Source organism: Pelomonas caseinilytica (genome assembly GCF_021353235.1).
Taxonomy (GTDB): Bacteria; Pseudomonadota; Gammaproteobacteria; order Burkholderiales; family Burkholderiaceae_C; genus Pelomonas; species Pelomonas caseinilytica.
Genome location: NZ_JAJTWT010000005.1, coordinates 284,014 through 297,196, shown reverse-complemented (window position 1 = coordinate 297,196; position 13,183 = coordinate 284,014). Strand labels below are relative to the sequence as shown.

Below are 13,183 nucleotides of genomic sequence, written 5' to 3'. Positions count from 1 at the left end.
ACACGAAAGAGGTCCGCATGGAAGCCAGCAACGTCCCCGCCCTGCGCCAGCAAGGCGCCGTCAGCGCCGCCAAGTCCCATGGACCTGCCGGCGGCGAATACCTCACCTTCCGCCTCGGCTCCGAGGAGTACGGCATCGACATCCTGAAGGTGCAGGAGATCCGCTCCTACGAGCAGCCCACTCGCATCGCCAACGCGCCCGACTTCATCAAGGGCGTCGTCAACCTGCGCGGCGTCATCGTCCCCATCGTCGACCTGCGCCTGAAGCTGGGCTGCCCGAGCGCCGAGTACAACAGCTTCACGGTCGTCATCGTGCTGAACGTGAAGAACCGCGTCGTCGGCGCCGTCGTCGATTCGGTCTCCGACGTGCTCGAACTCAATCGCGACGTCATCCGGCCGGCGCCCGAGCTGAACGCGGCGTCGGTGGACACCAGCTTCATCACCGGCATCGGCGCCGTGGGCGAGCGCATGCTGATCCTGATGGACATCGAGGGGCTGATGAGCAGCGCCGACATGGGCCTGATGGACGCAGCGATCGCCGCCTGAACGCCGATTCCTGAAGTTCTTTTGCAGCCCCCCGCAACGAGGCGGGGCCTGCGGAGCCTTGTCCGTTGAGGTCTTTGGAGGTTTGTCCATGAGCCAGCCCGCCCACTCCATTGCCCGTCAGGTCTCGATGACCGGCGCCATCGCCGTCGCGGCCGTCCTGCTGGGCGTCAGCCTCGTCGTCGGCGCTCTCCTCAAGCGCTCCGCCAACGAACAGGTGCAGACCTGGGTGGGCGACAAGGCGGAAGCCCTCGTCGATGCCATGCAGGCCATGGACGAGGTGGCGGCCAAGCAGGTGCAGCGCAGCTTCGGCTCCTTCCGCCAGGACTTCGGCCCCAGCTTCACCCTCGACGAGGCCACCGGCGAACTGCGCGACTGGGGTCCCAAGCTCAACGGCAACTTCACCCAGGTCGACAAGTTCGCAGCCGTCAATGGCGGCGTGGCCACCGTCTTCGTCGCCAAGGGCGACGATTTCGAACGCATCACCACCTCGCTGAAGAACGACAAGGGCGAGCGGGCCATGGGCACCATGCTGGGCAAACAGCATCCGGCCTATGCCAGCGTCATCGCCGGCAAGCCCTGGACCGGCCGGGCCCTGCTCTTCGGCCGCGCCTACATGACGCACTACGACCCGATCAAGAACGACGCCGGCAAGATCGTCGGCATCCTCTTCGTCGGCTTCGACCTGGATGCCTTCGAGACGGCGATGGACCGCATGGCCTCCAGCGCCAAGTTCTTCGAGCACGGCGGCACCTACATCGTGGCCATGCCCAAGGACCCGTCCAAGGCCCAGCTCGCCGCCCATCCCACGGCCAAGGGCAAGCTGCTGTCCAGCGTCGCGCCGGGCTTCGAGAAGCGGCTGTCCGAGCAGACCGCCAACGAGGTGGTACTCGACGACGTGCCCGACGTGCTGGGCAACGGCCTGTCCGACAACTTCGCCGTCGCCCGCAAGAGCGAGAAGACCGGCTACTGGGTCGTCGCCCAGGTGTCCCATGCCGAGGCCGAGGCCGCCGGCCGGGCCACGCTGTGGTTCTTCCGCGGCGCCCTGGCGCTGACGACCGTCGGCCTGGGCTTCGGGCTGATGTGGATGATGCGCCGCTGGGTGGCCCAGCCGCTGGCCTCGCTGCAGCGTGCCGTCGGCGCCATCGCCGAGGGTGACCTGACGCAGTCGGTGAGCAGCAGCCGCAACGACGAGATCGGCTCGCTGATCCAGGACACCGAAGGCATGCGCCTGCGCCTGGCCACCACCATCGGCACGGTGCGCAACTCGGTGGACAGCATTGGCACCGCCAGCACCGAGATCGCCACCGGCAACCTCGACCTCAGCCAGCGCACCGAGCAGACGGCCAGCAACCTGCAGAACGCCGCGTCGTCGATGAACGAGCTGACCGGCACCGTGCGCCAGACGGCCGATTCGGCCCGCACGGCCAACCAACTGGTGCAATCGGCGGTGTCCGCCGCCACGCGCGGCGGCGAAGTCGTGGGCCAGGTGGTCACCACCATGGACGAGATCAACGCCGCCTCGCGCAAGATCGCCGACATCATCGGCGTCATCGATGGCATTGCCTTCCAGACCAACATCCTGGCGCTGAACGCCGCGGTCGAGGCGGCGCGGGCCGGCGAACAGGGCCGCGGCTTCGCCGTCGTGGCGGGCGAGGTGCGCAGCCTCGCGCAGCGCAGCGCCGAGGCCGCCAAGGAGATCAAGAGCCTGATCGGCAACAGCGTCGAGCGCGTGGAGAACGGCGCCCGCCTCGTGCAGACGGCCGGCACGACGATGGACGAGATCGTCACCAGCGTGCAGCGGGTGCAGGACATCATCGGCGAGATCAGCTCGGCCGCGAACGAGCAGAGCGAGGGCATCGCCTCGGTCAACACCTCCGTCGTCCAGCTCGACCAGATGACCCAGCAGAACGCCGCTCTCGTCGAGGAGTCGGCGGCGGCGGCCGAGAGCCTCAAGGAGCAGGCCCAGCGCCTGGTGGAGGCGGTCGCGGTGTTCCGCGTGGCCAGCGGCGAGCCCGCCCATCGGTCCGCCCCGGCTCCCGCACCCCGGCCGGTGGTGCAGGCGCCCTCGCCCACCCCGCCGAAGGCCCCCGTCGCTGCGGCCCGGCCCGCGGCCACGAACCGGCCGGCTTCCGCCCCCAAGGCCAAGCCCCTCGTCAAGGTGGTGGCCCCGCCGCCGCTGGTGACGCCACGCCCCGCCGCCACGCCGGCAGCGCCGAGTCCACGCCCAGCGCCGACGCCCCCGGCCGCGGCCGCCGCGGACGACGGGGACTGGGAGACTTTCTAACGCCATCGTCGGCCGCAGCGGCCGACAACGAAGCGGGCGGCCCGCGGGCCGCCCGTCGTCTTTGGAGGGCCTGGCGTCAGGCCCGCTCGGCCACCCAGGCCGCGACGCTCTGCAGTGCCGCCGGCAAACCGGCCGGCTGGGTGCCGCCGGCCATGGCCATGTCCGGCTTGCCGCCGCCCTTGCCGCCCACCTGCTGGGCGACGAAGTTGACCAGCTCGCCGGCCTTGACCTTGCCCGTGCTGTCGGCCGTCACGCCGGCCGCCAGCTGCACCTTGTCGCCGTCCACGGCCGCGAGCACGATGGCCGCCGTCTTGAGCTTGTCCTTGAGCTTGTCCATGGTCTCGCGCAGGGTCTTGGCATCGGCGCCTTCGAGCTTGGCCGCCAGCACCTTCAGGCCCTTGACGTCCACGGCCTGGGCCAGCAGCTCGTCGCCCTGGGCCGACGCCAGCTTGCTCTTGGCGGCGGCCAGCTCCTTCTCCAGCTGCTTGATCTGGTCGAGGGCGCCCTGCAGACGCGAGCCCAGCTCGCCCGGCGCGGCCTTGAGGGTCTGGGCCATGCCGTGGACCGTCGTCTCCAGCGATTGCAGATAGGCCAGGGCGTTGTCGCCCGTGACGGCCTCGACGCGGCGGATGCCGGCCGCGACGCCGGACTCGCCCACGATCTTGAACAGGCCGATGTCGCCCGTGGCCTTGACGTGGGTGCCGCCGCACAGCTCCTTGGACGAGCCGATGGACAGCACGCGCACCTTGTCGCCGTATTTCTCGCCGAACAGCATCATGGCGCCGGACTTCTGCGCATCGTCCAGGGCCATGACCTGGGCCGTGGCGCCGGCGTTGGCGAGGATCTCGGCATTGACCAGGGCCTCGACCTCGCGGATCTCCTCGGCCGTCAGCGGCGCGTTGTGCGCGAAGTCGAAGCGGGTGCGCTCGGCGTTGACGAGGGAGCCCTTCTGCTGCACGTGGCCGCCCAGCACCTCGCGCAGGGCCTTGTGCATCAGGTGGGTGGCGCTGTGGTTGCGCACGGTCCTGGCGCGCCGCTCGGCGTCCACGCGGGCGACGAAGACGTCTCCCACCTTCACGGAGCCCTCGACGACCTGGCCATGGTGGCCGAAGACGTCGGCCTGGATCTTGAGCGTGTCGGACACGACCACGCGCGTCGTGCCGTTGCGCAGCTCGCCGGCGTCGCCGACCTGGCCGCCGCTCTCGGCGTAGAAAGGCGTGTGGTCGAGCACGATGACGGCATCGTCGCCGGCCTGGGCCTCGTTCACCTGCACGCCGTCCACGTAGACGGCCGTGACCTTGCTGTGCTCGCAGACGAGGTGTTCGTAGCCGTGGAACTCGGTCGGCGTGCCGCTGTAGGCCAGGCCCTGGGCCATCTTGAACTTGCCGGCGGCGCGGGCACGGGCCTTCTGCTCTTCCAGCAGTTCGTGGAAGCGGGCTTCGTCCACCGTCACGCCGCGCTCGCGGCAGACGTCGGCGGTCAGGTCGACCGGGAAGCCATAGGTGTCGTGCAGCTTGAAGGCGGTGTCGCCGTCGACGCTGCCACCCGTGGCCAGGGCCGCCTCGAGGATTTCCATGCCGGTGGCGATGGTCTGGAAGAAGCGCTCTTCTTCCTGCCTGAGCACGTCGATCACGCGCTTCTCGGCCTGGCGCAGCTCGGGGTAGGCGTCGCCCATTTCGGCCGCGAGCGCGGCGACGAGCTTGTGGAAGAAGGGCGTGCAGGCGCCGAGCTTGTAGCCGTGGCGGATGGCGCGGCGGGCAATGCGGCGCAGCACGTAGCCGCGGCCGGCGTTGCCCGGGATGACGCCGTCCACCACCGTGAAGGAGCAGGCGCGGATGTGGTCGGCGATGACCTTGAGGGAGGGGCTGGCGATGTCGCAGTCGCCACCGCCGGCGGCTTCGTCGACCGCCTTCTTGGCGGCGTTGATCAGCGTGACGAAGGTGTCGATCTCATAGTTGCTGTGCACGTGCTGCAGCACCGCGGCCAGGCGCTCCAGGCCCATGCCGGTGTCCACGCTCGGCTTGGGCAGCTTGTGCATGACGCCGTCTTCGGTGCGGTTGAACTGCATGAAGACGTTGTTCCAGATCTCGATGTAGCGGTCGCCGTCCTGCTCGGCCGAGCCGGGAGGGCCGCCCGCCACGTCGGGGCCGTGGTCGTAGAAGATCTCGGTGCAGGGGCCGCAGGGGCCCGTGTCGCCCATCATCCAGAAGTTGTCGGACATGTAGCGCGCGCCCTTGTTGTCGCCGATGCGCACGATGCGCTCGGCGGGCACGCCGACCTGCTTGTTCCAGATCTCGTAGGCCTCGTCGTCTTCCTCGTAGACGGTGACCCAGAGCTTCTCGGCCGGCAGCTTGAAGTGCACGGTCAGCAGCTCCCAGGCGTAGGCGATGGCGTCCTTCTTGAAATAGTCGCCGAAGCTGAAATTGCCCAGCATCTCGAAGAAGGTGTGGTGGCGCGCGGTGTAGCCGACGTTGTCCAGGTCGTTGTGCTTGCCGCCGGCGCGGATGCACTTCTGGCTGGTGGTCGCGCGGCTGTAGGGACGCTTGTCGAAGCCCAGGAACACGTCCTTGAACTGGTTCATGCCGGCGTTGGTGAACAGCAGCGTCGGGTCGTCGCCGGGCACCACGGGGCTGGAGGCGACGATCTGGTGGCCTTTCGACTCGAAGAACTTCAGAAAGGTCTGGCGGATCTCGGCGGCTTTCATCCCGGGGCTTCCTGGAAAAGGTCAGTGACAAAGAGGGTCGATTGTAGAGAGGGCCCCTTGCGGGTCGGCGGTAGAGTGACGTTCAAACCCCTCTGGAGAACCCCCGATGGACCCGAATTCCCCGCTCGCCGCACTCGACGACCCCGGCCTGCTGCGCACCCAGGCCCTGATCAACGGTGAATGGGTCGGCAGCGTCAACACCTTCGCCGTGACGGACCCGGCCACGGGACGCGAGCTGGCCCAGGTGCCCAACCTCGGCCGGGTCGACGTGGACGCCGCCATCGCCGCCGCCGCCAACGCCCTCGGCGCCTGGCGCAGCAAGCCGGCCAAGGAGCGGGCGGCCGTGCTGGTGCGCTGGCAGCAACTGCTGGTCAAGCATGCCGACGACCTTGCCCGGCTGATGACGGCCGAGCAGGGCAAGCCCCTGGCCGAGGCCCGCGGCGAGGTGGTCTACGGCGCGAGCTTCCTGGACTGGTTCGCCGAGGAGGGCAAGCGCGTCTACGGCGAGACCATCCCGACCACCGACCCGACCAAGCGCTACCTGGTGCTGAAGCAGGCCGTGGGCGTCTGCGCAGCCATCACGCCGTGGAACTTCCCGCTGGCCATGATCACCCGCAAGGTCGCTCCGGCGCTGGCGGCCGGCTGCCCGGTCATCATCAAGCCCGCCGAAGCCACGCCGCTGACCGCCCTGGCCGCGGCCGAGCTGGCCCAGCGCGCGGGCATGCCCTCGGGCGTCCTCAACGTGCTGACGGGCGATGCCACGCAGTCCATCGAGATCGGCAAGGTGCTGTGCGACAGCGACGTCGTGCGCCACCTGTCCTTCACCGGCAGCACCGAAGTCGGCCGCATCCTGATGGCGCAGTGCGCGCCGACGATCAAGAAGCTCAGCCTCGAGCTCGGCGGCAATGCGCCCTTCATCGTCTTCGACGATGCCGACCTCGACTCGGCCGTCGACGGCGCCATCGCCAGCAAATACCGCAACGCCGGCCAGACCTGCGTCTGCGCCAACCGCATCTATGTGCAGGCCGGCGTCTACGACGCCTTCATCGAGAAGTTCGCGGCCAAGGTGGGGGCGCTGAAGACGGGCAACGGCTTCGAGCCCGGCGTCAACGTCGGCCCGCTGATCGACGACCAGGCCCTGGCCAAGGTGGAGACGCACGTCGCCGACGCCATCGCCCTGGGCGCCAAGCTGCTGACCGGTGGCAAGCGCATCGACACGCCAGCCGGCGGGAACTTCTTCGAGCCCACGCTGCTGGCCGACGCGACGCCGCAGATGCTGTGCTCGCGCGAGGAGACCTTCGGCCCCGTGGCACCTGTGTTCCGCTTCCAGACCGAGGAGGACGCCATCCGCCTGGCCAACTCCACGGAGTTCGGCCTGGCGAGCTACTTCTACAGCCGCGACATCGGCCGCATCTTCCGCGTCGGCGAGGCGCTGGAGTACGGCATGGTGGGCATCAACACCGGGCTCATCTCCACAGCGGAAGTGCCCTTCGGCGGCGTCAAGCAATCGGGCCTGGGCCGCGAGGGCGGACGCCAGGGCATCGAGGACTATGTGGAGGTGAAGTACCTGTGCCTGGGCGACATCCAGAAGTAGCCCGCGGTCTGCGGTGCTTTTGCCGCGCTCATGAAAAAAGGGCCCTTGTGGGGCCCTTTGCATTGGCAGGGCCGATGAGGCGGCCCTGCTTTTCTTGCTCTTTGCGCGATCAGAACTCGTACTTGGCCGTGATCTGCATGGCCCACTGGGATTCGCCGCGGGTCTGCTTGGTCGTGTAGTCGCTCGGGTCGTTGACCGAATAGATCATCTTGCCGGTCGCCGGATCGATGCCACCGTAGTTGATCCAGCGACGGGTCGCACCGCCGGTCCCGAATCCGACTTCATCGATACGGCCCCAACGCTTGTTGATCAGGTTGCCGAAATTCAGGATGTCCAGCGTCAGCACACCCTTGTTGTTACCGAAGAAGCCGGGGACTTCCTGGCTCAAGCGCACGTCGAAGCTATTGACGAAGGGCGAGAACGCCTTGTTTCGCCCGACCACCTGACCCTTGTAGTTGCGCAGGCTGGGGTTAGCGTCCACGATGGCCCAGAATTTCGCTTCAGCTTGCGCAGCCGTCTGCTGCTGATATGCCGAGAGCGCAGCAGCTTGTTGGGCGGCCGGCAGGCCACTGATGGCGGTGCCGCTGACCGGAAGCCGGAACAGCACTTCGCCGGAGCCCTGAGCCTTCGGGATGTAGAGAAGGTCATTGCCGGCAACGCCGTCACCGTTGACGTCGTTGTTGAACGTCCAGCTGTACGCGTGACCGGTACGGCCTTCGTAGAACATGCCAAAGGTCGTCTTGTACTTGCCGAAGAAGGCCTTCGAGAAGTTGACATTGCCGCTGATCCGGTTGCGGATCATGGTGGCGGAGTTCGCAGCGACTTCTTCATTCGGGTTGAAGACGGCGCGATTGAGCCAGCCGGAATTGGCCGTTGACGACGTCAGGCCGCTAACTTCCGTGGCACGGGTGAAGCTATAGGCAACCCCCCAGCCGAACCCGGCCTTGTTCGGGCCCTGCAGGGACAGGGTCAGCACGTCGCCGTCGCCCTTGCTGGTGTTCTTTAGCAGAGTGACGTTGTTGTAAGACTGGTTGTTCAGCGCCTTTGTCACACGACCACAATTGGTGGGGCTCGAGTCGTTGCCGCCGCTGTAGCACAGCGGATTGCGGCCCGCAGCGTTGTAGTACATCTCGCGGCCATCGACCGGGGAGGTGCTGGTCACAGGACCCAGATTCAGGAACTGGTAATACAGACCCTTGTCGACCTCGGTATGCAGCCATTCCGCTCCAGCGACGATGCCGTACCAGGGCAGTTCCTTGTCCAATGCCAGATTCATCTTCCACACGGTCGGCTGCTTCACGCCCGGAGCGATGAAGTCCACGTTGGCGGCCGGTGGAGTGCCGGACAGCTGAGGCTGGTTGTTCGGATCAGCAGAGAACTGAACCGGCTTGCCACCAGCGGCCGTCGCGCACGGCGCGGCGGTCGTGCCGCAGCTAAGGTTTGCGACGGTCACACCAGTGTTCTGATAGGGATTGGTCAGCCACACTGAAGCAGCGGAACCCATGAACAGGCCAACGCCACCGCGCAACTGCATCTTGCGCTTGTCAGCCTGGTCGAACTGGTAATTGAAGCCCAGCCGCGGCTGGACAATCTTCTGGCCGTCCAGCGTATAGCTGTTGTCGTAGCCGAAGCCACCGGTCTGCCGAAGATTCGTACCGACATTGCCGGCGATCACTGCGGCAGAGGCGCCCGCATTGAACTTGGGCTTGTCGTCCGTCTTGAGGGTATCGAGCCGCAAGCCACCCACGACGCTCAGTTGCTTGCTGACCTTCCAAGTGTCTTGCAGGAACAGTCCGATGTTGGAAAGCGTCCAGTTCGCAGCGCCGTCCTGGAGCGTATTGCCATTGATGGGCTGCTGGACGGTATAGGTCGACGGCGTTCCAGTCGCCCATTGTGCGACGGGGTCGCTGCTGCTGAAGACGTAAAGGCCCTTCGTGTTCTGCAGGAAAGCGTTGAAGATCTCGTTGCGCTCGATGTCGACGCCAGCCTTGATCTCGTGTTTATCCAGGAACAGGTTGCCCGCAAAGAAACCGTTGAACGTCTTGGTATGCAGGCTGTTGAAGTGGCGACTCTGTTCGGTACCGAACGTCAGCGTGCGGTTGCTAGTGCTACCCAACGGATCCTTGGAAGTCCAGGTGAGGCTGATCTGCGGCAGATCGCTGTTGTTCTTCGGATCGCTCTTGTAATCGCGCTGGGACAGCTTCAGCTCCGTAGAGAAGTTGTCAGTCCAATCGGCGAACCACTGACCCACCACCGTTTCCAGGGTCTTGACCTGCGAATACCAGTCCGAAGACAAGGCCAACTGCGTGGCCGTGAAGTTCGGGAAGATCGGATTGGTTTCCTCCGACTTGGTGTAGCGGACGTTGACCTTGTGGTTGTCGTTGACGTTCCAGTCGAGCTTGAGCAGCGTGTCCTTGCCGATCAGATTGACGCCCTTCGGAATGTTGAGGCCACCAATGTCGATGCTGTATTTGCTCTTCGCCAGATCCTGGGCCGCCTGAATTTGCGCCTGGGTAATGCCGACGTTGACACTGTCGGTGCCAATGGGACCAAAAGACGGCACGGTGCGGCTGCTCTTGAGTTCTTCATAGCTGGCGAAGAAGAACAGCTTGTCCTTGATGATCGGACCGCCCAGGGTGAAGCCTTTCAAGTCTTCCTGGAAGCCCGGCGTGCGGAACGTGACGTTGCGTGTACGGTCATACCGGTCGCCCGTGAGCTTTTCATCACGGTAGACGTAATAGACGCTGCCGGTAAATTCGTTGGTGCCGGACTTGGTCACCGCGTTGATGTTGGCGCCGGTGTAGCCTTGCTGCGTGACGTCGTAATTCGAGATGTTGACCTGAACCGCCTGGATCGCATCAATCGAGATCGGCTGCTTCAGCATGGGCAGGCCGTTGAGTTCCAGCCCGAAGGTGTCATTGATCTTGACGCCGTCCACCGTGACGGTGTTGAAGCGGCCGTTTTGACCAGCCACGGAGATTTCGCCGTTGCCCTTGTCCGTCTGTACGACACGCGGGTCGTTGCGGGCGTAGTCCTGCAGGCTGCGGGAGATGGAGGCGTAGGCTGCCAGCTCCTGCTTGCCGATGCTGGTGCCGGCGCCCATGGTGGAACTGTCGAACTTGTTGGTGCCGGTGGCGCTGCCGGTCGTGACCACCGTCTCCAGCACATTGGCGCCGCGCACGCGGAGTTCCAGGCTCTGGGTCTCGGCCAGGGCCAGGTAGATGTCGTTCTGGACCTCGCGATCATTGCCCTTGACGGCCGTAACCGTGTAGGGGCCACCGACGCGCAGGCCGCGGGCAGAGAACCGGCCTTGCGAATCAGTCGTCAGCGTCGTGGTGGAACCGGACTCCCGGTGCACGATGGTCACCGAAGCACCGGCCAGCGGCGCACCGTCGGCGCCCAGCACCTGGCCGTTGATCGCAGCCGTCGTGTTCTGCGCCATCGCGGGCGCGGCGGCCACGATGGCCACGGCGGCGCACAGCGCCGATAGCGGGAATCCAGATCCGAACCTGTTGCTCATCCCAATCACTCCTGTTGTTCGCGCGGCGCAGCGCGGGCTGATGTCGAAAAGGGTCACGAAAACGTCACACAACGTCTTCGCGGTTGCGTCGTCCGGCGCTCCAGACGAGCCCGGCCGCAACGGTGATCGAATTGTCATGAGTTTCTGTGACAGAACTTTACGGGTAAGTCAGAAGTCGGCCTCAGCTGGGCTGTGGTCGGGCAAAATTGCACCATATTGGTTCATTTTCTGATGCCATCGCAACCTCGCCGCGCCCTGAAGCTCCCATCGAAAAGGGCAGATCTCAGCAGCTACGCACCGATATGGCGCATTTGGTCGATTTTGTAAACCTCAAGCTAGGGTCGAGTCGCTGTCGCAAAACCGCGACAAACCTCAGCAACAAAGCCACTTTTAAGATCGCCGCCTTCGCTCAAGCCCCTTCCGCCATGGCCTTCAACGCTCACATCCGCATCGGTGCCGGTGCCCTCCTTGCCGCCATCGGCGCCTTGCTGGCCGGCTGCGCCACGCCGCAGCAGCCGTCGGCCACGACCGACCTGACGCTGTTCTCCATCAACGATTTCCACGGCAACATCCAGCCGTCGCAGCCCACGCCGCTGATGGCACGGGTCCCCAATCCCGCCACCGGTGAAGTCAAACCCCAGCCGGCGGGCGGCGCGGCTTATCTCGCTTCGGCGCTCACCGAGCTCCGCGCCAAATACCCGGACTCCCTCGTCATCGCGGGCGGCGACCTCATCGGTGCTTCGCCGCTCATTTCAAGCCTGCTGCGCGACGAGCCGACGCTCGATGCCATGTCCAGGCTGGACATCACCGCCAGCGCCCTGGGCAACCACGAACTGGACGCCGGGCTGCCCGAGCTACTGCGCAAGGCGCACGGTGAGTGCGGGCCGACCGAGTGCCTGTGGCCCGGCTTCAAAGGTCCCGGCTTCCCCTATCTCGGCGCCAACGTGCTGGACGCCGCCACCGGCAAGCCGCTCCTGCCTACCCACGTCATCAAGCAGGCCTCTGGCTTCAAGGTCGCCATCGCCGGCGTCGCGACGCTGGACACGCCGCACGTCATCGTCGCGCGGGCCATCAAGGGCATCCGGTTCGCCGACGAGGCGGACACGCTCAATGCGCTCGTGCCCCAACTCAAGGCCGAAGGCGCTCAGGTGCTGGTGGCCGTCATGCACGAGGGCGGCGTACAGGGCCCGGGCGGCGAGGCCAACGACCCGAGCTATGCCTGCCCGACCCTGACGGGCCGCGTGCAGGACATCGCCAAGCGGCTGGACCCGGCCTACGCCATCATCATCGGCGGGCATACCCACCAGGCCTATACCTGCAAGATCGGCGGCCGGCTCGTCGTGCAGGCCGGCAGCTACGGCGGCTGGATCACCGAAAGCCACCTCAAGCTCGACGCCGCCGGACGCGTGCTCGACGCCCAGGCCGTGAACCACCCGGTCCTGCAGTCGGTGTACGCACCGAATCCGGCGCTGGCGGCCCTGGTCGCACGCGCAGCCGCGCTGACGGCCGAGCAGCGCAACAAGCCGGTCGCCACGCTCCCGCACGGGGCCACGCGCCACCCGAAAGCGCCCTACGGCGACGCGCCGCTGGGCAACCTCATTGCGGACAGCCAGCTCGCCTTCGCCCGCAAGCAGGGGCCGGCCGACATCGCCTTCATCAACCAGGGTGGCATCCGCGCCGAACTCAGCGTGGAGCCCGGCAAACCCACGACGATGAGCGACCTGCTGGCCATCCAGCCCTTCGGCAACGACATCGTCGCGCTGACGCTGACCGGCCAGCAGCTCTGGGAGATCCTGCAGCGCCAGCTGCCCAAGGGCGACGCCACGCCACGCTTCCTCCAGCCCTCCTCCACGCTGCGCATGCGCTGGCGCGCCGGTGCCGACGGCAACCCCGAACTGCGCGAAATCCTCGTCGACGGGCTGCCGCTGAACCGCACGCGCGACTACCGCGTGGTCGTGAACAACTTTCTCTCGGAAGGCGGCGACGCCCAGACAGGCTTCAAGCACGGCCGCGACCGCGCGGTGCTGGGGACGGACATCGACGCGCTGGTGGAGCTGCTGCGCACCCGCCCGCAGGCCGTGGATGAGGCCGCGCCGGGGCGGATCGCGCGCGAGTGAGGCCAGGGCCCCTACGCCACGCCTGAACGGCAGTCCGTCGCCTCGGGCGCGATCTCATTCAGACACTTTGGCGTCGCATACGGCGCCAAAGGTCCCAGCGCTTCCGGCAACACTTGCCAATTGGTTCTGCGCGCCGCAGTGACTAGATCGCCAAGAGGGCCGTCGGCGGCGTCTTTCCCTTAACAGCGTGCTGGAACGCAGCCTCAACACCATCGAAGGCCTCTTTACCCAGCAGTGTGGGGCTACCGGTGTAAAGGAGCGACGCCAACGAGTAGTTCTGCCCGTCCTCGTAGAAGTTCGGTCCCGCTCGTAGAAGAACGGCGCGACCCCCTAGTCCGGAACAGCAGCAACGGCAGGAAACGCTTGTCGCAGACGAAGGTGACACACTTGCAAGTTGGTCAAGGTGTTCCGTTGCAGGC

General features: G+C 66.3%; 6 protein-coding genes. 4 read left to right on the top strand and 2 right to left on the bottom strand.

Features of this window, described 5'->3' with window-relative positions:
- Positions 1–17: 17 nt before the first annotated feature.
- Positions 18–545, top strand: coding sequence for a chemotaxis protein CheW (locus tag LXT12_RS14160; protein WP_233392831.1), 528 nt, complete (start codon positions 18–20; stop codon positions 543–545).
- 88 nt (positions 546–633) lie between these two features.
- The gene (locus tag LXT12_RS14155; RefSeq protein WP_233392830.1) at positions 634–2,829 is read left to right on the top strand and encodes a methyl-accepting chemotaxis protein; all 2,196 of its coding nucleotides are present in this window, start codon (positions 634–636) and stop codon (positions 2,827–2,829) included.
- Between the two features lie 76 nt (positions 2,830–2,905).
- On the opposite strand, the gene alaS is transcribed toward LXT12_RS14155, so the two are convergent.
- Positions 2,906–5,533, bottom strand: a complete 2,628-nt coding sequence (alaS, locus tag LXT12_RS14150; protein ID WP_233392829.1) for an alanine--tRNA ligase — start codon at positions 5,531–5,533, stop codon at positions 2,906–2,908.
- A gap of 106 nt (positions 5,534–5,639) precedes the next feature.
- On the opposite strand from alaS, the gene LXT12_RS14145 reads away from it, so the two are divergent.
- A complete protein-coding gene (locus LXT12_RS14145; protein ID WP_233392828.1) occupies positions 5,640–7,127 on the top strand; it encodes an NAD-dependent succinate-semialdehyde dehydrogenase in 1,488 nt (495 codons plus the stop codon).
- 109 nt (positions 7,128–7,236) lie between these two features.
- Here LXT12_RS14145 and LXT12_RS14140 read toward each other — a convergent pair whose 3' ends face one another.
- Positions 7,237–10,647 carry a TonB-dependent receptor gene (locus tag LXT12_RS14140; RefSeq protein ID WP_233392827.1) on the bottom strand — a complete coding sequence of 1,137 codons (3,411 nt, stop codon included), beginning with the start codon at positions 10,645–10,647 and terminating at the stop codon, positions 7,237–7,239.
- Between the two features lie 425 nt (positions 10,648–11,072).
- Here LXT12_RS14140 and LXT12_RS14135 point away from each other — a divergent pair, with 425 nt between their 5' ends.
- Positions 11,073–12,764, top strand: coding sequence for a bifunctional metallophosphatase/5'-nucleotidase (locus LXT12_RS14135; RefSeq protein WP_233392826.1), 1,692 nt, complete (start codon positions 11,073–11,075; stop codon positions 12,762–12,764).
- The last annotated feature ends 419 nt before the right edge of the window (positions 12,765–13,183 follow it).